This is a genomic window from Variovorax sp. GW458-11-26-14-LB1 (genome assembly GCF_059423965.1).
On record NZ_JBWKYW010000016.1, the window covers coordinates 40,570 to 58,211 of the forward strand.

General features: G+C 68.0%; 17 protein-coding genes. 15 read left to right on the plus strand and 2 right to left on the minus strand.

All coding sequences use genetic code 11. The annotated features are described in order from the left end of the window. Nucleotides 1-23: 23 nt before the first annotated feature. Nucleotides 24-731, minus strand: coding sequence for a FadR/GntR family transcriptional regulator (locus tag AC07YS_RS13105; RefSeq protein WP_062471117.1), 708 nt, complete (start codon nucleotides 729-731; stop codon nucleotides 24-26). A 165-nt stretch (nucleotides 732-896) separates the two neighbouring features. Here AC07YS_RS13105 and AC07YS_RS13110 point away from each other — a divergent pair, with 165 nt between their 5' ends. Genes AC07YS_RS13110 through AC07YS_RS13120 form a run of 3 tightly spaced genes read left to right on the plus strand, consistent with a single transcriptional unit; the run spans nucleotide 897 to nucleotide 3,267 of the window. After that, a complete protein-coding gene (locus AC07YS_RS13110) occupies nucleotides 897-1,631 on the plus strand; it encodes an SDR family oxidoreductase (RefSeq protein ID WP_307635964.1) in 735 nt (244 codons plus the stop codon). Next, nucleotides 1,628-2,383, plus strand: a complete 756-nt coding sequence (locus tag AC07YS_RS13115; RefSeq protein ID WP_495269002.1) for an SDR family NAD(P)-dependent oxidoreductase — start codon at nucleotides 1,628-1,630, stop codon at nucleotides 2,381-2,383. The genes AC07YS_RS13110 and AC07YS_RS13115 overlap by 4 nt, the downstream gene beginning before the upstream one ends. A gap of 35 nt (nucleotides 2,384-2,418) precedes the next feature. Continuing rightward, nucleotides 2,419-3,267, plus strand: coding sequence for a fumarylacetoacetate hydrolase family protein (locus AC07YS_RS13120; RefSeq protein WP_492740999.1), 849 nt, complete (start codon nucleotides 2,419-2,421; stop codon nucleotides 3,265-3,267). On the opposite strand, the gene AC07YS_RS13125 is transcribed toward AC07YS_RS13120, so the two are convergent. Then, nucleotides 3,257-4,144: a LysR family transcriptional regulator gene (locus AC07YS_RS13125; protein ID WP_095743534.1), complete on the minus strand. Its 888-nt coding sequence runs from the start codon at nucleotides 4,142-4,144 to the stop codon at nucleotides 3,257-3,259. The genes AC07YS_RS13120 and AC07YS_RS13125 overlap by 11 nt on opposite strands. A 107-nt stretch (nucleotides 4,145-4,251) precedes the next feature. Here AC07YS_RS13125 and AC07YS_RS13130 point away from each other — a divergent pair, with 107 nt between their 5' ends. The 12 genes from AC07YS_RS13130 (at nucleotide 4,252) to AC07YS_RS13185 (ending at nucleotide 17,635) form a co-directional block, all read left to right on the plus strand. Then, the gene (locus AC07YS_RS13130) at nucleotides 4,252-5,010 is read left to right on the plus strand and encodes an SDR family oxidoreductase (RefSeq protein ID WP_070060220.1); all 759 of its coding nucleotides are present in this window, start codon (nucleotides 4,252-4,254) and stop codon (nucleotides 5,008-5,010) included. 149 nt (nucleotides 5,011-5,159) lie between these two features. Beyond that, nucleotides 5,160-5,864, plus strand: coding sequence for a TetR/AcrR family transcriptional regulator (locus tag AC07YS_RS13135; protein ID WP_070060219.1), 705 nt, complete (start codon nucleotides 5,160-5,162; stop codon nucleotides 5,862-5,864). A gap of 75 nt (nucleotides 5,865-5,939) precedes the next feature. Then, a complete protein-coding gene (locus AC07YS_RS13140; protein WP_070060218.1) occupies nucleotides 5,940-7,736 on the plus strand; it encodes an acyl-CoA dehydrogenase C-terminal domain-containing protein in 1,797 nt (598 codons plus the stop codon). Between the two features lie 45 nt (nucleotides 7,737-7,781). Then, a complete protein-coding gene (locus tag AC07YS_RS13145) occupies nucleotides 7,782-8,216 on the plus strand; it encodes a DUF2147 domain-containing protein (protein ID WP_062471092.1) in 435 nt (144 codons plus the stop codon). Nucleotides 8,217-8,676: 460 nt separating this feature from the next. After that, nucleotides 8,677-11,076 (plus strand): 3-hydroxyacyl-CoA dehydrogenase/enoyl-CoA hydratase family protein, encoded by a 2,400-nt coding sequence (locus tag AC07YS_RS13150; protein WP_159278636.1) that lies wholly within the window; start codon nucleotides 8,677-8,679, stop codon nucleotides 11,074-11,076. A gap of 11 nt (nucleotides 11,077-11,087) precedes the next feature. After that, a complete protein-coding gene (locus AC07YS_RS13155) occupies nucleotides 11,088-12,287 on the plus strand; it encodes an acetyl-CoA C-acyltransferase (protein WP_495269001.1) in 1,200 nt (399 codons plus the stop codon). A gap of 56 nt (nucleotides 12,288-12,343) precedes the next feature. Continuing rightward, nucleotides 12,344-13,249: an alpha/beta hydrolase family protein gene (locus tag AC07YS_RS13160; protein WP_390346791.1), complete on the plus strand. Its 906-nt coding sequence runs from the start codon at nucleotides 12,344-12,346 to the stop codon at nucleotides 13,247-13,249. 32 nt (nucleotides 13,250-13,281) lie between these two features. Further along, complete coding sequence (locus AC07YS_RS13165; protein ID WP_062471080.1) at nucleotides 13,282-14,121, plus strand: acyl-CoA thioesterase; 840 nt, start codon at nucleotides 13,282-13,284, stop codon at nucleotides 14,119-14,121. A 5-nt stretch (nucleotides 14,122-14,126) separates the two neighbouring features. After that, nucleotides 14,127-14,873: an SDR family oxidoreductase gene (locus AC07YS_RS13170; protein WP_095949525.1), complete on the plus strand. Its 747-nt coding sequence runs from the start codon at nucleotides 14,127-14,129 to the stop codon at nucleotides 14,871-14,873. A gap of 50 nt (nucleotides 14,874-14,923) precedes the next feature. Then, complete coding sequence (locus tag AC07YS_RS13175) at nucleotides 14,924-15,517, plus strand: 2-hydroxychromene-2-carboxylate isomerase (RefSeq protein ID WP_487848589.1); 594 nt, start codon at nucleotides 14,924-14,926, stop codon at nucleotides 15,515-15,517. Between the two features lie 39 nt (nucleotides 15,518-15,556). Beyond that, complete coding sequence (locus tag AC07YS_RS13180) at nucleotides 15,557-16,321, plus strand: enoyl-CoA hydratase (protein ID WP_307582871.1); 765 nt, start codon at nucleotides 15,557-15,559, stop codon at nucleotides 16,319-16,321. Nucleotides 16,322-16,516: 195 nt separating this feature from the next. Further along, nucleotides 16,517-17,635, plus strand: coding sequence for an ABC transporter substrate-binding protein (locus AC07YS_RS13185; RefSeq protein WP_495275715.1), 1,119 nt, complete (start codon nucleotides 16,517-16,519; stop codon nucleotides 17,633-17,635). Nucleotides 17,636-17,642: the final 7 nt, after the last annotated feature.

Consider the following 17,642-nt stretch of genomic DNA (forward strand, 5'->3'; position numbering starts at 1 on the left):
CTGGCAGGAAGGCTGGCGAGGAATCAGGCGGGCTTGGCGCGGCGCCAGCTCGCGCTGAAACGGTGGTGCGAGTTGTCCATGTGCGTGTGCATCGCGCTGCGCGCGGCGTCGGCGTCGCGCGCGGCAATGGCGTCGCGGATCGCCTCGTGCTCGGTGATGGCGGCGCGCCACGAGGTCACGGTCTCGAAGTAGCCGCCCAGCCGCGTGAAGATCGGGCCGCGGCGTGAATCCCAGAAGCCCTGCACCGTCTCGACCAGCACCACGTTGCCGCTGGCGCCGACGATGGCCAGGTGAAAGGCGCGGTCGCCGTCCAGCGGCATGACGTTGCGGTCGGCCATCTCGCGCATGGTGGCGATGGCGCGTGTCATCGCGTCCACGTCCTTGCGCTTGCCCGACAGGGCGGCGATGGCGGCGGTCTCGCCCTCGATCACGCGGCGCGCACGGATCAGCTCCAGCGGCCCCCACTCGGTGGGCGCCACCGGCGCGCTGGCGCGGTGCGAGCGGTCGAGCACGTACACGCCCGAACCGGTGCGCACCTCGACCCAGCCCTCGACCTCCAGCGCGATGAGCGCCTCGCGCACCGAGGGCCGGCTCACGCCGAGCTGCTTGGCCAGGTCGCGCTCGGCGGGCAGGCGCGCGCCCACGTCGAATTCGCCCTTGGCGATCAGCCCCCGGAGCTGGTCGGCAATCTGGCGATAGAGGCGTTGGGGTTCGACGGTCTGGAGCGGCACGGGAGCAGGCAGTGGGTGCGGGCGAGACGGTGGATCGGCTTAAGGGTTGTCCTGAATTGGACAAGTGGTAAGGCCAATTCAGAATACGGCGATTCACAGATGTCACCCATCGGGCCTAACCCGAACCCACCCCGCATCCGCAGAACACCCCAGGAGACACCGACCATGAGATTGAAGGGAAAGACCGTGCTCGTCACCGCCGCCGGCCAGGGCATCGGCCGCGCCAGCGTGCTGGCGCTCGCGGCCGAGGGCGCCCATGTGTGGGCCACCGACGTCAACGAGCAGCTGCTGTCGGCCTACGCCGGCGTGGCGAACGTCACGGCCCTGAAGCTCGACGTGCTCGACAAGGCCGCCATCGGCGCGGTCGTGGCGCAGCTGCCCACGCTGGACGTGCTCTTCAACTGCGCGGGCGTGGTGCACAACGGCACCATCGAGCAGGCCGGCGACGACGACCTCGACTTTGCCTTCCGCCTCAACGTGCGCGCGCAGATGTGGACCATCCAGGCCGTGCTGCCCGGCATGCTCGCGGCCGGGCGCGGCAGCATCATCAACATGGCCAGCGTGTGCTCCAGCATCAAGGGCCTGCCCAACCGCTTCGTCTACGGCACCACCAAGGCGGCCGTGCTCGGCCTCACCAAGAGCGTGGCGGCCGACTACGTGGCCCGCGGCATCCGCTGCAATGCCGTGTGCCCGGGCACGGTCGACACGCCCTCGCTGGGCGATCGCATCAACGCCAACGCCGACCCCGAGGCCGCGCGCAAGGCCTTCGTGGCGCGCCAGCCCATGGGCCGGCTCGCGCAGGCCGAGGAGATCGCGCCGGTGGTGGTGTTCCTGGCCAGCGACGAATCCATCTTCGCCACCGGCCAGTACTTCACCGTCGACGGCGGCATCACGATATGAACCGGCTCGATTTCGAAGGCCGCCACGCCGTGGTCACCGGTGGTGCCACGGGGCTGGGCTTCGGCATCGCGCAGCGGCTCGTCGCCTCGGGCGGCAGCGTCACGCTGTGGGACCGCGACGAGGCCGCCGCCGGGCGCGCGGCCGAAGCGCTGGGCGCCAAGGCCTTCGCATTGAAGGTCGACGTGACGCAGCAGCCCTCGGTCGCGAAGGCCGTGGCCGCCACGCTCGCGCATGCGCCGCGCATCGACGCGCTGGTCAACAGCGCCGGCATCACCGGGCCCAACGTCAAGCTGTGGGACTACCCGGTGGACGAGTGGCGCCACGTGATGGAGGTCAACGTCAACGGCGTGTTCCTGTGCTGCCGCGAGGTGGTGGCGCAGATGCGCAGGCAGGGCGCCAAGGGCGAGGGCCGCATCGTCAACATCGCCTCGGTGGCGGGCAAGGACGGCAACCCCAACGCCAGCGCGTACAGTGCGAGCAAGGCCGCCGTCATCGGGCTCACCAAGTCGCTCGGCAAGGAGCTGGCCGACACCGGCATCCGCGTGAACTGCGTGACGCCCGCGGCGGTGAAGACCGCCATCTTCGACCAGATGAGCCCCGACCACATCGCCTTCATGCTCTCGAAGATTCCCATGGGCCGCTTCGGCACGGTGGAAGAGGTGGCCGCGATGGTCGGCTGGCTCTGCACCGACGATTGTTCGTTTTCCACCGGCGCGGTCTTCGACCTCTCCGGTGGCCGCTCCACCTACTGACCCCATTCCCTATTTCAATGCACTGAAAGGAACGCATGAAACTCGTCCGCTACGGCAACCCCGGCAAAGAGAAGCCCGGCCTCATCGACAACGAAGGCAAGCTGCGCGACCTGAGCGCCGTCATCAAGGACATCGGTCCCGACCAGCTCGGCGATGCCGCCCTTGCCAAGCTGCGCAAGACCAAGGTCGACAAGCTGCCGCTGGTCAAGGGCAAGCCGCGCTTCGGCAGCCCCGTGGCCAACGTCGGCAAGTTCATCGCCATCGGCCTGAACTACGCCGACCACGCGGCCGAATCGGGCCTGCCGGTGCCCAAGGAACCCATCGTCTTCATGAAGGCCACCAGCTGCATCCAGGGCCCGAACGACCCGGTGATGCTGCCCAAGGGCTCGGTCAAGTCCGACTGGGAGGTCGAGCTGGGCGTGGTCATCGGCACGAAGGCGCGCTATGTGTCGCAAAAGAGCGCACTCGACTACGTGGCCGGCTACTGCACCATCAACGACGTGAGCGAGCGCGAATACCAGATCGAGCGCGGCGGCACCTGGGACAAGGGCAAGGGCTGCGACACCTTCGGCCCCATCGGCCCCTGGCTCGTCACGCGCGACGAGATCGAGAACCCGCAGAAGCTCGCCATGTGGCTCGACCTCAACGGCCAGCGCGTGCAGACCGGCAGCACCAAGACCATGATCTTCAGCGTGGCCAAGCTCGTGAGCTACGTGAGCCAGTTCATGACGCTGATGCCCGGCGACGTGATCACCACCGGCACGCCGCCCGGCGTCGGCATGGGCATGAAGCCGCCGCTGTTCCTGAAGAAGGGCGACGTGATGACGCTGGGCATCGAAGGCCTGGGCGAGCAGCGCCAGGAAGTGGTGCCCTTCAAGCTCTGAGCACGCGCACCAGCTCGTCGTACACCAGCCGCACGCGCGCCGGCACCGGCGCGCGCTGCGGGCGGTAGACGTGGATCGGCCAGGGCTCGGGCGCCTCGGCCGCCAGCACCTCCACCAGCGCACCCGATTGCAGCCACGGCTGCGCCAGCGGCCCGATGAGCTGGCCGAAGCCGATGCCCGCCAGCACCGCGGCGCATTCGGCGTCGATGTTGTCCGTCACGAACGCGGGCGACGACACGGTGAACACCCGTTTCTTGCTGAAAGCCCACGGCCACGGCCGGCCCGAGCTGTGGTCGATCAGCGCTGTCACCGGCAGCCCGGACAGCGCATCGACGGTGCGCGGCGCACCGACCCGCTCGACGAGTGCGGGTGAGCCCACCACGCACAGCGACATCTTTCCCACACCCCGCGCCACGAAGCGCGCGTCGCGCATCGGGCCGACGCGCACGCCGAGGTCGATCTGCTGGTCGACCACGTCGGCATGCTGCTCCGACAGCCGCAGGTCGAGCACCAGCCCGGGATGCTGCGCCAGCAGCGGCGCCAGCGCCTGCGGAATCAGCCGGGCGTACACATGCGGCGCCGTGACCCGCACCGTGCCCGTGTGCTGCGACAGCGCGCGCCGGTCGATGCGGTGAAAAAGTTCGTCCACGCCGCCCACGGCCACGCGGGCGCGCTCGGCGAGCTGGCGCCCGAAATCGGTGAGCTGCACGCCGCGCGTGCTGCGGTGAAAGAGCGGCTCGCCCAGTTCTTCTTCGAGTTCGCGCACGGCGCGCGTCACCACCTGCGGCGACACCGACAGGCGCACGGCCGCCTCGCGGAAGTTGGCGGCATCGGCGGCGGTGAAGAACACGCGCAGGGCTTCGAGGCGGTTGGACATGGGGTGTTCCTTTTTGGGGAATTCTGAAGTCGCCAGAGTTTCATTTACTGGAACGCGTGGATTTTCCACACTGCATGCACTTCTTCAACACACCCCAAGGAAATTCCATGACCTCCATTCAAGACAACATCCAGGGCAAGGTTGCCATCGTCACCGGCGCCAGCAGCGGCCTGGGCGAATCGACGGCGCGCCACCTCGCCGCGCGCGGCGCCAAGGTGGTGCTCGCGGCCCGCCGCACCGACCGGCTCGACCAGGTCGTCGCCGAGATCCGCGAGGCCGGCGGCGACGCCATCGCCGTGGCCACCGACGTGGCGAAGCGCGCCGACCTGGAAAAGCTCGCGGCCGCGACGGTCGAGGCCTTCGGCCGCATCGACGTGCTGGTCAACAACGCGGGCGTGATGCCGCTGTCGCCGCTGGACAAGCTCAAGGTCGACGAGTGGGACCGCACCATCGACGTCAACATCAAGGGCGTGCTCTACGGCATCGCCGCCGTGCTGCCGCGCATGCAGGCGCAGGGCAGCGGCCACATCGTGAACGTCGCGTCGATTGCCGGGCTGAAGGTGTTCACGCCCATCGGCACGGTCTACAGCGCGACCAAGCACGCGGTGCGCGCCATCTCCGAAGGCCTGCGCGTGGAGGTGGGCAACAGCGGCGTGCGCGTGACCATCGTGTCGCCCGGCGCGGTGGACTCGGAACTGAAGTTCGGCAGCAGCGACGCCGAGAGCGCCGCCGGCGTGAAGGCCTTCTACGACGCCAACCAGATTCCGGCCGACTCGGTGGCACGCGCCATCGTCTACGCGGTCGAGCAGCCGGCCAACGTGGACATCAACGAAGTCGTGCTGCGGCCTGTGTCGCAGGAGTTCTGATCCCGCCGGGCAAGGGTGCGGCCCCCTGGCGGCCGCCCTTTGCTTTGGCTAACCTTGATTAACCTACCGCGGCCCAAGGTCATTTGCGGTCAAAAGTGCAAAGCCCCTGCAAAATAGAACGACCGTTCGTTTTATTCGGAGCTTTCACGATGTCTGCCACCGCCGTTCCCGCCAAGCCGGCCCGCGCCGCCCCCAAAGGCCAGCAGACCAAGGCCATCATCGTCGACGCCGCGCTGGCACTGGCCGCGCAGATCGGGCTCGAGGGCCTGTCGATCGGCGCCGTGGCCGAGATCACCAAGATGAGCAAGTCGGGCGTGTTTGCCCACTTCGGCTCGCGTGAAGAGCTTCAGATTTCCGTGGTGCGCGAGTACCACGCCCGCTTCGAGCAGGAGGTGTTCTTCCCCGCCCTGCAGGCGCCGCGCGGCCTGCCGCGCCTGCGCGCCATGTTCGCCAACTGGATGAAGCGCACCTCGACCGAGATCGACTCGGGCTGCATCTACATCAGCGGCGCCTCCGAATTCGACGACCGCCCGGGCCCGGTGCGCGACGCGCTGGTCGAGTCGGTCAGCATCTGGCAGGCCGCCGTGCTGCGCGCCATCGTGCAATCGAAGACCGAAGGCCACCTGCGCGCCGACGCCGACGAGCGCCAGGTCGGGTTCGAGATCCACGGCCTGATCCTCGCGCTGCACTACGAAGCCCGCTTCCTGCAGGTGCCCGGCTCCATCGGCCGCGCCAACGTCGGCTTCGACAACATCCTCGCGCGCGCCGCCACGCCGGACGCGCCGCCTGCTTCCAACGCCGCCGAGTCCGCGCCTGCTGCGCGCGGCACGCGCCGCCTCAAGACCGTGCGCTGAGCGCCACGGCGACCCGTTTCGTTTTTCCGTTTTCGTTTTTTCCAATCTATCTAGCTTCGACCAGGAGAGTCCCGGATGCCTACCTACAACCCCCCCGTGCGTGACATGCAGTTCGTGCTGCACGAAGTGCTCAACGTCGCCGAGGAACTCAAGGCACTGCCGGCCCACGCCGAGACCGATGCCGACACCATCAACGCGGTGATCGAAGAAGCCGGCAAGTTCGCCGCCGAAGTCACCTTCCCGCTGAACATCAGCGGCGACGAAGAGGGCTGCGTGCTCGACAAGGCCACGCACGAAGTCAAGACGCCCACCGGCTTCAAGGACGCCTACGCCAAGTACGTCGAAGGCGGCTGGCCCGCGCTGTCGTGCGATCCGGCCTTCGGTGGTCAGGGCCTGCCGTTCGTGGTGAACCAGTGCCTGTTCGAAATGCTCAACAGCGCCAACCAGGCCTGGACCATGTACCCGGGCCTCTCGCACGGCGCCTACGAGGCCCTGGCCGCGCACGGCACCGACGACCAGAAGAAGACCTACCTGCCCAAGCTCACCAGCGGCGAGTGGACCGGCACGATGTGCCTGACCGAACCCCATTGCGGCACCGACCTGGGCCTGCTGCGCACCAAGGCCGAGCCGCAGGCGGACGGCACCTACCGCATCACCGGCAGCAAGATCTTCATCTCGGCCGGCGAGCACGACATGACGAGCAACATCATTCACCTGGTGTTGGCCCGCCTGCCGGACGCGCCCAAGGGCAGCAAGGGCATCAGCCTGTTCGTGGTGCCCAAGTTCCACGTCAAGGCCGACGGTTCGCTGGGCGAGCGCAACCCGATCTTCTGCGCCGGCCTGGAGCACAAGATGGGCATCCACGGCAACGCCACTGCGCAAATCGTGATCGAAGGCGCCACCGGCACGCTGGTGGGCGAGCCCAACAAGGGCCTGGCCGCGATGTTCGTGATGATGAACGCCGCCCGCCTGGGCGTGGGCAACCAGTCGCTCGGCCTGACCGAAGTGGCTTATCAAAATGCGCTGGCCTACGCCAAGGACCGCATCCAGATGCGCTCGCTCTCGGGCGTGAAGGCCAAGGACAAGGAAGCAGACCCCATCATCGTGCACCCCGACGTGCGCAAGATGCTGCTCACGGCCAAGGCGTATGCCGAAGGCGGCCGCGCGCTGCAGATCTTCTGCACGCTGCTGCTCGACAAGGAACACAATCACCCCGACGAGAAGGTGCGCAAGGACAGCGGCGAGCTGGTCGCGCTGCTCACGCCCATCGTCAAGGCTTTCATCACCGACAACGGCCACATCGCGACGAACTCGTGCATGCAGGTCTTCGGCGGCCACGGCTTCATCAAGGAATGGGGCATGGAGCAGTTCGTGCGCGACAACCGCATCAACATGATCTATGAAGGCACCAACACCATCCAGTCGCTGGACCTGCTGGGCCGCAAGATCCTGGGCAACAACGGCGCGTCGCTCAAGAAGTTCGGCAAGCTCGTCGCCAAGCTGGTGGAAGAAGAAGGCGTGAACGAGAAGATGGCCGAGTTCATCAACCCGATCGCGATGCTGGGCGACCAGCTCACCAAGTTCACGACCGAGATCGGCTTCAAGGGCTTCCAGAACCCCGACGAGGTGGGCGCCGCCGCCGTCGACTACCTGCGCGTGGCCGGCCACTTCGTGTTCGGTTACCTGTTCGCGCGCATGGCGCAAGTGGCCCTGCGCGAAATCGCCGCCGGCAACAACGATCCGTTCTACGTCGCCAAGCTGCAGACCGCGCGCTTCTACTTCGCCAAGCTGTTCCCCGAGACCGTGATGCTGATGCGCACCGCGCGCGCCGGCAGCAAGGTGTTGATGGACACCGACGCCGCACTCGCTTAAGCGACACACACAGCCTTTCTTCATCGACCCACCGGGAGCCCGCTCATGAAAGCAACGCTTGCAGCCGTCTTGTTCACCGTCACCGCCGTCTCGGCCATGGCCCAGAGCACGCCGGTGGGCCTGTGGCGCAACGTCGACGACAAGACCGGCGAGGCCAAGGCCGAGATCCGCATCGCCGACGCCAACGGCGCGCTGCTCGGTCGCATCGAGAAGTCGTTGAAGAAAGACACCAAGCCCGACGCCACCTGCGACGAATGCGCCGACGACCGCAAGGGCAAGCCCATCGCGGGCCTGGAGATCATCCGTGGCGGCAAGAAGGCCGAGGGCAAGGACGTCTGGGAAGGCGGGAAGATCCTCGACCCCGAGAACGGCAAGGAATACCGCGCGAGCTTCACGCCCATCGACGGCGGCAAGAAGCTCGAAGTGCGCGGCTATCTGGGCCCCTTCTGGCGCACCCAAACCTGGAACCGTGTGCAGTAAGTGCGCAACGGAGGCCATGTGACATGAGCGTCTCATCTGGAAAGTTGATCGGTGGCCTTGCCCTCGTGGCGGTTGCTGCTGGTGCGGCCGCTGTCATCTTCTTTCTTGGGATATTCGCAACTGTCCCCATTGCTACCGGGTACAGAGGCGCCTCGGCGACATTCCCGTGGTGGGTCGGTTTCGGTTGGGCGATCTGCGGTCTGTTTGGTTTGGGAGGACTGGTTCTCCTTGCGAACTCACTGGCAGCAGACGAATCGCCACCGACATCAGGTGCCGAATCGGACTCGGCATAGCGCGTCATCGATGCAGCGGAGATTCCCTTTTGTTCTTGATAGCTTGACCCACTCCCGTAGCTGCTCACTTCGTGTAGCAGCCTCCCCCTCAAGGGGCAACACCAGCCGCCCGGCCAAACCGGTTCCGCAGTGTTCCCCGAACTGATTCATAACTTCGAAACTCAGCCATGTCCCGATTTCAAGTGAAGAAGGTCGCCGTGCTCGGCGCCGGCGTGATGGGCGCGCAGATTGCCGCCCACCTCGTCAACGTGCGCGTGCCTGTCGTGCTGTTCGACCTGGCCGCCAAGGAAGGCCCGAAGAACGGCATCGTCACGCGCGCCATCGACAACCTCAAGAAGCTCAAGCCCGCGCCGCTCGGCGACGTGGCCGACGCGGGCCTGATCGAGCAGGCCAACTACGAAGACGACCTGGCCAAGCTCGGCGAGTGCGACCTCATCATCGAGGCCATCGCAGAGCGCATGGACTGGAAGCTCGATCTGTACAAGAAGATCGCGCCGCACGTGGCCAAGCATTCGATCCTGGCCTCGAACACCTCGGGCCTGTCGATCACCAAGCTCAGCGAAGCGCTGCCTGAGGCCCTGAAGCCGCGCTTTTGCGGCATTCACTTCTTCAACCCGCCGCGCTACATGTTCCTGGTGGAGCTGATCAACACGCCCACCACGCAACCCCAGGTGCTCGACGACCTGGAAGCCTTCGTCACCAGCACGCTCGGCAAGGGCGTGGTGCGCGCGCACGACACGCCCAACTTCATCGCCAACCGCGTCGGCATCGCCGGTATGCTGGCCACGCTGAAGGAAGTCGAGAAGTTCGGTTTGACGCCCGACGTGGTGGACGACCTCACCGGCAAGAAGCTGGGCCGCGCGAGCTCGGGCACTTTCCGCACCGCCGACGTGGTGGGCCTGGACACCATGGCCCACGTCGTGAAGACGCTGCAGGACAACCTGAACGCCGAAACCGATCCGTTCTACGCCAACTTCGCGACGCCGCCAGTGCTCGCCAAGCTGCTGGAGCTGGGCAACCTGGGCCAGAAGACCAAGGCCGGTTTCTTCAAGAAGGCCGGCCGCGACATCCTGCGCTTCGACCTGAAGAGCGGCGAGTACGTGCCCGCCGGCGCCAAGGCCGACGAGGTGTACGGCCGCATGCTCAAGAAGCCCGCGGGTGAACGCCTGAAGCTGCTGCGCGAGAGCGAAGGACCGCAGGGCCAGTTCCTCTGGGCCATCCTGCGCGACGGCTTCCACTACGCCGCCGTGCACCTGGCCGACATCGCCGAGAGCGCGCGCGACATCGACTTCGCGATGCGCTGGGGCTTCGGCATGAAGCAGGGCCCGTTCGAGCTCTGGCAGGAAGCCGGCTGGGCGCAGGTCGCCAAGTGGGTGCAGGAAGACATCGACGCGGGCAAGGCACTGAGCACCGCACCGCTGCCCAAGTGGGTCTTCGAAGGCCCGGTCGCACAAGCCGGCGGCGTGCACACGCCTGAAGGCTCGTGGAGCGCGTCGCAAAACAAGTTCGTGCCGCAGCGCAAGCTGCCCGTGCACGACCGCCAGCTGTTCCCCGAGAGCGTGCTCGGCGCGAACGCGGCCGATGCCAACACGGCCGGCACCACGATCAGCGACGAAGGCGATGTGCGCGTGTGGACGCTCGACGGTGAAGTGCTCATCGCGAGCATCCAGTCGAAGATGCACGCCATCAGCCCCGACGTGGCCGAGGCGCTGGGCGCCGCGGTCGACCTGGCCGAAGCCGAATACAAGGGCCTCGTGATCTGGTCGCCCGACGAGGTGTTCTCGGTCGGCGCCGACCTGCAGGCGATGCTGCCGGCCTTCGTGGTCGCGGGCATCGGCGCGGTCGAAGGCGCGGAGGAAGAGCTGCAGAACGTCATGCTCAAGATCCGCTACGCCAATGTGCCGGTGATCTCCGCCGTGCGCGGCATGGCGCTGGGCGGCGGCTGCGAGCTGGCCATCCACTCGGCCAAGCGCGTCGTCGCGATGGAAAGCTACATCGGCCTGGTCGAAGTCGGCGTGGGCCTGATCCCCGGCGCGGGCGGCCTGACCTACATCGCTCGCCGCGCGGCGGAAAACGCTTCGGCGTCGACGGGCACCGACCTGCTGCCGTTCCTCACCGAAGGCTTCACCGCCGCGGCGATGGCGAAGGTGGGCACAGGCGCGCTCGACTCGAAGAAGCTGGGCTACCTGCTCGACAGCGACGTGATCGTGCCGAACAAGGACGAACTGCTCTACGTGGCACTGCAGCAGGCCAAGGCGATGGCCGACGCCGGCTACCGCCCGCCGCTGCGCCGCACCTTCCGCGTGGCGGGCCGCAGCGGCGCCGCGACGATCAAGGGCCAGCTGGTGAACATGCGCGACGGTGGCTTCATCAGCGCGCACGATTTCCACATTGCCAGCCTGATCGCGAACGTGGTCACCGGCGGCGACGTGGACGCGGGCTCGCTCGTGACCGAGGAATACCTGATGACGCTGGAACGCAAGGCGTTCTGCTCGCTCATCGTGCACCCCAAGACGCAGGAACGCATCATGGGCATGCTCAGCACCGGCAAGCCGGTCCGCAACTAAGGACAGATTTCATGAGCAAGCAAGTACAAGACGCCTACATCGTCTCCGCCACCCGCACGCCCATCGGCAAGTCGCACCGCGGCTACTTCCGCAACTACCGTCCCGACGACCTGCTCGCGACCACGCTGAAGGCCGCACTCGCTGCCGTGCCGGGCCTGGACCCCAAGGCCATCGAAGACATCATCTGCGGCTGCGCGATTCCCGAATCGCAGCAGGGCCTGAACGTCGCGCGCATCGGCGCGGTGCTGGCGGGTCTGCCCACCAGCATCGGCGGCATCACCGTGAACCGCTTCTGCGCCTCGGGCCTGTCGGCCGTGCAGATGGCGGCAGACCGCATCCGCGTCGGCGAGGCCGACGTGATGATCGCGGCCGGCGTCGAGAGCATGAGCATGGTGCCGATGATGGGCAACTCGCCCTCGCTGTCGCCTTCCATCTTCGAGCGCGAAGGCGACGTGGGCATCGCCTACGGCATGGGCCTCACGGCCGAGAAGGTCGCGCAGCAGTGGAAGGTGAGCCGCGAGGCGCAGGACGCGTTCGCGCTGGCCTCGCACCAGAAGGCACTGGCCGCGCAGGCCGCCGGCAAGTTCGCCGACGAGATCACGCCGATCGAAGTGACCGACCGCACGCCGGACCTGGAAACCGGCGAGTCGATCGCCAAGACCCGCACCGTGAGCCTGGACGAAGGCGCGCGCCCCGACACCAGCATCGAAGGCCTGGCCAAGCTGCGCACCGTGTTCGCCGCGCGCGGCACCGTGACGGCCGGCAACAGCTCGCAGACCTCGGACGGCGCAGGCGCGCTGATCCTGGCGAGCGAGAAGGCCATCAAGCAGTACGGCCTCACGCCGCTCGCACGCTTCGTGAGCTTCGCCAGCAAGGGCGTGCCGCCGCACATCATGGGCATCGGCCCGATCGAGGCGATTCCGGCCGCGCTGCGCTACGCCGGCCTGAAGCACGAAGACATCGACTGGTTCGAACTCAACGAAGCCTTCGCCGCGCAATCGCTCGCGGTGATGAACACGCTGGGGCTCGATCCGTCCAAGGTCAACCCGATGGGCGGCGCCATTGCACTGGGCCACCCGCTGGGCGCGACCGGCGCGATCCGCGCGGCCACCGTGGTGCACGCGCTGCGTCGCGAGAAGCTGAAGTACGGCATGGTCACGATGTGCGTGGGCATGGGCCAGGGCGCTGCAGGAATTTTTGAACGCGTCTGATCCGTCCGACCCCGGGACGCCCTAGCAAGGGGCCGCAGAACGAAGGAGACCACGGAATGCAAGCCCTGCAACTGCCGGTCGACGCCGGCGCCCACGTGGCGGTGCGCCGCTACGACCCCGCCGGCGCACCGCGCGCCAGCATCGTCATCGGCGGTGCGATGGGCGTGCGCCAGTCGTTCTACGAGCCCTTCGCGCACTGGCTCGCGGGGCAGGGCCTGCGGGTCTGGACCTTCGACTACCGCGGCAGCGGCGACTCGCTCGGCGATGCGCCGCTGCGTGGTTTCCAGGCCGACCTGTTCGACTGGGCGCGCGACTACGAGGCGGTGATCGACGCCGCGAAGGCCGCGCTGCCCGACTCACCGCTGTACCTGCTGGGCCACAGCCTCGGCGCGCAGCTGCCGGGCTTCCTGCAGCGGCCCGGGCAGGTCGACGGCCTCGTGAGCATCGCGGCCGGCAGCGGCTACTGGCGCGAGAACGCGCCGAAGCTGCGACGCAGCATCCTGTATTTCTGGTTCGTGCTGGTGCCGCTGGCGACGCGCCTGTGGGGCTACTTCCCGGGCCGCAAGCTGAAGAAGGTCGGCGACCTGCCGCGCGGCGTGATCCTGCAATGGCGCCGCTGGTGCCTGAACCCGCGCTACAGCGTGGGCGCCGAAGGCGAGCCCGCGCTGCAAAGCTATGCACGCGTGCGCTTCCCGGTGCTCGCGCTCTCGATGACCGACGACGAACTCATGACGCACGCCGGCACGCGCAGCCTCGTGAGCTTCTACGCGGGCGCGCCGAGCGCAGTCGAGCGCATCGCGCCGGCCGACGTGCAGGCGCGGCGCATCGGCCACTTCGGCTTCTTCCGCGAGCAGTTCAGTCAGAGCCTGTGGCCGAGCACGCTCGACAAGCTGCACCGGCTCGCCGCGCTGACTGCGCCTGCGGCAGTGCAGCACGCCAACGTCCCGCACACGACTGCGTGACGTCATCCTCCGAAGGCACACTGGCGATCACCATGAGCAGCACGACCCCACACCCCCTCGACAAAGCCCTGGCCCTGCACCACAGCGACATCCGCGTGGGGCACTTCACGGGCACCACGAGTCCCGACTACTGGAACATGGTCGGCCCGTTCGGCGGCACCACCGCGGCGCTGGCGTTGCAGGCGGTGCTCCAGCACCCCGACCTGCTCGGCACGCCCATCGCGCTGACCGTCAACTACGCGGCCGCGCTCGGCGAGGGCGCGTTCGACATCCAGGCCACCGCCGTGCGCACCAACCGCTCGACGCAGCACTGGACGGTGACGATCACGCAGCCCGGCGCCGACGGCACGGCGAACATGACGACCACCGCCACCGTGGTCACGGCCGCGCGCCGCGACACCTGGAGCCAGGCCGACCTCACCATGCCCGAGGCGCCGAAGCCCGAGGCGGTCGATCGCATCCGCATCGGCCCGTCGGGCGTGGCCTGGCTCGAGCAGTACGAGATGCGTCCCTTCAGCGGCGGCATTCCCGCCAAGTGGGACGGCAGCCTGCAGCACAGCGAAACGCGCCTGTGGGTGCGCGACGCGCAGGCCCGCCCGCTCGACTTCGCCTCGCTCGCCGCGTTGAGCGACGTGTTCTACCCGCGCGTGTGGCTGCGCCGCGCCACGCACGTGCCCGCGGGCACGGTGTCGATCACCACCTACTTCCATGTCGGCGCCGCCGAGCTGGCCGAGGTCGGCACGGGCTACCTGCTGGGCTGCGCGGCGGGGCAGCAGTTCTTCAACGGCTTCTTCGATCAGAAGGCGCAGCTGTGGAGCGAGAAGGGCGCGTTGCTCGCCACGTCGAACCAGATCGTCTACTACAAGGAATGAACGTCATGGCGCTCACCAAGGCTGCATTGATCGTCGGCGCGGGCGACGCCACCGGCGGCGCCATCGCCCGCCGCTTCGCGCGCGAGGGCTACGCCACCTGCGTCACGCGGCGCAGCCTCGACAAGCTGCAGCCGCTGGTGGCGCAGATCGAGGCCGACGGCGGCCGGGCCCACGCCTTCGCATGCGACGCACGCAAGGAAGAAGAGGTGGTGGCGCTCATCGAGCAGATCGAATCGACCGTCGGGCCGATCGAGGTGATGGTGTTCAACATCGGCGCGAACGTGCCCGAGAGCATCCTCACCGAAACCGCGCGCAAGTACTTCAAGGTGTGGGAGATGGCCTGCTTCTCTGGCTTCCTCAACGGCCGCGAAGTGGCCAAGCGCATGGTGGCGCGCGAGATGCCCGCCGGCGGCCATCGCGGCACGATCATCTTCACAGGTGCGACGGCCTCGCTGCGCGGCGCCGCCAACTTCGGCGCCTTCTCGGGCGCCAAGATGGCGCTGCGCGCGTTGGCCCAATCGATGGCGCGCGAGCTGGGGCCGCAGGGCATCCATGTCGCGCACGTCGTGGTCGACGGGGCCATCGACACCGAGTTCATCCGCAGCAACTTCCCCGAGCGCTATGCGCTGAAGGACAGCGACGGCATCCTGAACCCGGACCACATCGCCGACAGCTACTGGATGCTGCATGCGCAGCCGCGCGATGCGTGGACGCACGAGCTGGACCTGCGCCCCTGGTCCGAGAAGTTCTGACCGACGCCGCGCTTCGCGTCGCGGCGCACAGCCCCAAGGAGACGACACCCATGACGAAATCCGTCGCGTTCTATTTCGACGTCGGCAGCCCCGCCGCCTACCTGGCCGCCACGCAGCTGCCGCACGTGTGCGCCGACACCGGCGCCGAACTGGTCTGGAAGCCCATGCTGCTGGGCGGCGTGTTCCAGGCCACGGGCAACCATTCGCCCGCCGAGATCAAGGCCAAGGGCCCGTACCTCACGACCGACCTGCAGCGCTTCGCTAGGCGCTACGGCGTGCCCTTCGTGCACAACCCGCACTTCCCGATCAACACGCTGCTGCTGATGCGCGGCGCCACCGGCGTGCAGATGAAGATGCCCGAACGCTTCGGTGCCTACATCGACGCGGTGTTCCATGCGATGTGGGTCGAGCCGAAGAACCTGAACGACCCTGCGACCGTCGGCGCCGTCTTGCAAAATGCAGGCTTCGACGCCGCGGGCCTGCTCGCGCTGGCCGGCGCGCAGGAAGTGAAAGACCGCCTCAAGGCGGTCACGCAGGAGGCGGTGGAGCGCGGCGTGTTCGGCGCCCCCACCATGTTCGTCGGCGACCAGATGTTCTGGGGCCAGGACCGCCTCGATTTCGTCCGCGAAGCCATCGACGCCTGAGCGCGTCGCCCCCCGTTTTACCTACCCAAGGATCTTTCCATGAGCGACATCCTCGTCCACACCGAAGCCGGCGTGATGACCATCACCTTCAACCGCGTCGACAAGAAGAACTCGATCACCAGCAGCATGTACGCCGCGCTGGCCGACGCGCTCGCCACGGCCGAGAGCGAAGCGGCCGTGCGCTGCGTGCTGATCCAGGGCGACCCGACGATCTTCAGCGCCGGCAACGACATCGGCGACTTCCTCAACGCGCCGCCCGCCAACACCGAATCGCCGGTGTTCCGCTTCCTGCGCGGCATCGCCACCTTCCCCAAGCCCATCGTCGCCGCCGTGTGCGGCCCGGCCGTGGGCATCGGCACCACGATGCTGTTCCACTGCGACCTCGTCTACGCAGGCGACAACGCGGCCTTCTCGATGCCCTTCGTCAACCTGGGCCTGTGCCCCGAGGCCGCGTCGAGCCTGCTGGTGCCTCAGATGCTGGGCTACCACCGCGCCGCCGAAGCCCTGCTGCTGGGCGAGCCCTTCATGGCCGAGGCCGCGCTCGAAGTGGGCCTGGTCAACCGCGTGGTGCCGCCGACCGAAGCCAATGGCATCGCCCAGACGCAGGCGCGCAAGCTCGCGGCCAAGCCGCTGAGCGCGCTGATCGAGACCAAGCGCCTGCTGAAGAAGGCGCAGATGCCCGCCGTGCTCGAGCGCATGGGCGAAGAAGGCGCGAGCTTCGGCCGCATGCTGCGCGAGCCGGCCGCGAAGGAAGCTTTTGGTGCCTTCATGGAAAAGCGCAAGCCCGATTTCTCGAAGGTCTAAGCCTTCCGTGGACTTGCCTGCGGACGGTGCCTGCGTACACTGTTCCTCGTGCCTGCTCCAGACATCAACCCGCCCACAGCGCCCGCCACACGGGCGATGCGTGCTACTGAAAAAGTAGCATCCCGGCCGACGCGCCGGCATGCTTTGGGCTTACTCGCGGGCACGCTCGCGGCGCCCTCGCTGGTGCTGGCGCGCGTGCGGCCGTTGCGCATCGGGGTCATCGGCTCGTGGTCGGGGCCCTATGCGGGCGGCGGGCGCCAGTTCGACGCCGGCATGGCGGTCTGGCTGGCCGACCACAAGCAGCAGATCGCGGGCCGGCCGGTCGAGCTGCTGCGCCGCGACGTGGCTGGCAGCGCGCCTGAACAGGCGCGGCGCCAGGCACAAGACCTCATCGAGAGCGAGCGCGTCGACCTGCTCACGGGGCTGGACTTCAGCTCCAACGCCTACGCCGTCGGCACGGTCGCCACGCAGGCGCGCGTGCCGACCGTCATCATGAACGCCGCCTCCTCGGGCATCCCCGGGCGCTCGCCGTTCATGGTGCGGGTGTCGTTCACCATCGCACAGGTCACGGCGCCGCTGGCGCGCTGGGCGCTGCAGCAGGGGCTGCGCGACGTGTGCACCGTGGTGGCCGACTACGCCTCGGGCGTGGACGCCGAAAGCGCCTTCGTCTCCGGCATCACCGCGGGTGGCGGGCGCGTGGGCGCGATGCTGCGCGTGCCGCTGAACACGCTCGACTACTCGGCCTACATGCTGCGCCTGCGCGAGCTCAAGCCGCAGGCCGTGTTCTTCTTCCTGCCCTCGGGCCAGATGCCGGCCATCTTCCTGAAGTTCTGGCGCGATCGCGGCATGGCCGACACCGGCATCCGCCTGCTCGCCACGGGCGACGCCACCGACGACCACTACCTGGACGGCATCGGCGAACTGGCCGAGGGGCTGGTCACCAGCCACCACTATTCCTTCGCCCACGAGTCGCCGGCCAACCGGCGCTTCGCGGGCGCCTTCGAGGCCGAGTACGGCAGCCATCTGCGCCCGGGCTACTTCGCCGTGGCGGCGCACGACGGGCTCGCGGCCATCGACGCCGCGCTGAGCGCGCCGGGCGCGCGCGGCGGCAAGGCGGGCGCCGAGCGGCTGGTGGATGCGTTCCGCGGCCTGCGGCTGGACAGCCCGCGCGGGCCGGTCGAGATCGACGCCCACACGCGCGACGTGGTGCAGTCGGTCTACATCCGCCGCGTGGAGCGGCGCGACGCGCGCTGGATCAACCGCGAGTTCGAGTGCTTCGAGCGCGTGCGCGACGCCGGCATGGGCGTCGCCTGAAGGCGGC

Excerpts from the sequence above, each read along its gene's own strand:
- AC07YS_RS13115 (WP_495269002.1), top strand. The coding sequence starts at position 1,628 with ATGAACCGGCTCGATTTCGAAGGCCGCCACGCCGTGGTCACCGGTGGT.
- AC07YS_RS13110 (WP_307635964.1), top strand. The coding sequence starts at position 897 with ATGAGATTGAAGGGAAAGACCGTGCTCGTCACCGCCGCCGGCCAGGGC.
- AC07YS_RS13150 (WP_159278636.1), top strand. The coding sequence starts at position 8,677 with ATGTCCCGATTTCAAGTGAAGAAGGTCGCCGTGCTCGGCGCCGGCGTG.
- AC07YS_RS13180 (WP_307582871.1), top strand. The coding sequence starts at position 15,557 with ATGAGCGACATCCTCGTCCACACCGAAGCCGGCGTGATGACCATCACC.
- AC07YS_RS13130 (WP_070060220.1), top strand. The coding sequence starts at position 4,252 with ATGACCTCCATTCAAGACAACATCCAGGGCAAGGTTGCCATCGTCACC.
- AC07YS_RS13125 (WP_095743534.1), bottom strand. The coding sequence starts at position 4,144 with ATGTCCAACCGCCTCGAAGCCCTGCGCGTGTTCTTCACCGCCGCCGAT.
- AC07YS_RS13170 (WP_095949525.1), top strand. The coding sequence starts at position 14,127 with ATGGCGCTCACCAAGGCTGCATTGATCGTCGGCGCGGGCGACGCCACC.
- AC07YS_RS13140 (WP_070060218.1), top strand. The coding sequence starts at position 5,940 with ATGCCTACCTACAACCCCCCCGTGCGTGACATGCAGTTCGTGCTGCAC.
- AC07YS_RS13135 (WP_070060219.1), top strand. The coding sequence starts at position 5,160 with ATGTCTGCCACCGCCGTTCCCGCCAAGCCGGCCCGCGCCGCCCCCAAA.
- AC07YS_RS13155 (WP_495269001.1), top strand. The coding sequence starts at position 11,088 with ATGAGCAAGCAAGTACAAGACGCCTACATCGTCTCCGCCACCCGCACG.
- AC07YS_RS13120 (WP_492740999.1), top strand. The coding sequence starts at position 2,419 with ATGAAACTCGTCCGCTACGGCAACCCCGGCAAAGAGAAGCCCGGCCTC.
- AC07YS_RS13165 (WP_062471080.1), top strand. The coding sequence starts at position 13,282 with ATGAGCAGCACGACCCCACACCCCCTCGACAAAGCCCTGGCCCTGCAC.
- AC07YS_RS13145 (WP_062471092.1), top strand. The coding sequence starts at position 7,782 with ATGAAAGCAACGCTTGCAGCCGTCTTGTTCACCGTCACCGCCGTCTCG.
- AC07YS_RS13175 (WP_487848589.1), top strand. The coding sequence starts at position 14,924 with ATGACGAAATCCGTCGCGTTCTATTTCGACGTCGGCAGCCCCGCCGCC.
- AC07YS_RS13160 (WP_390346791.1), top strand. The coding sequence starts at position 12,344 with ATGCAAGCCCTGCAACTGCCGGTCGACGCCGGCGCCCACGTGGCGGTG.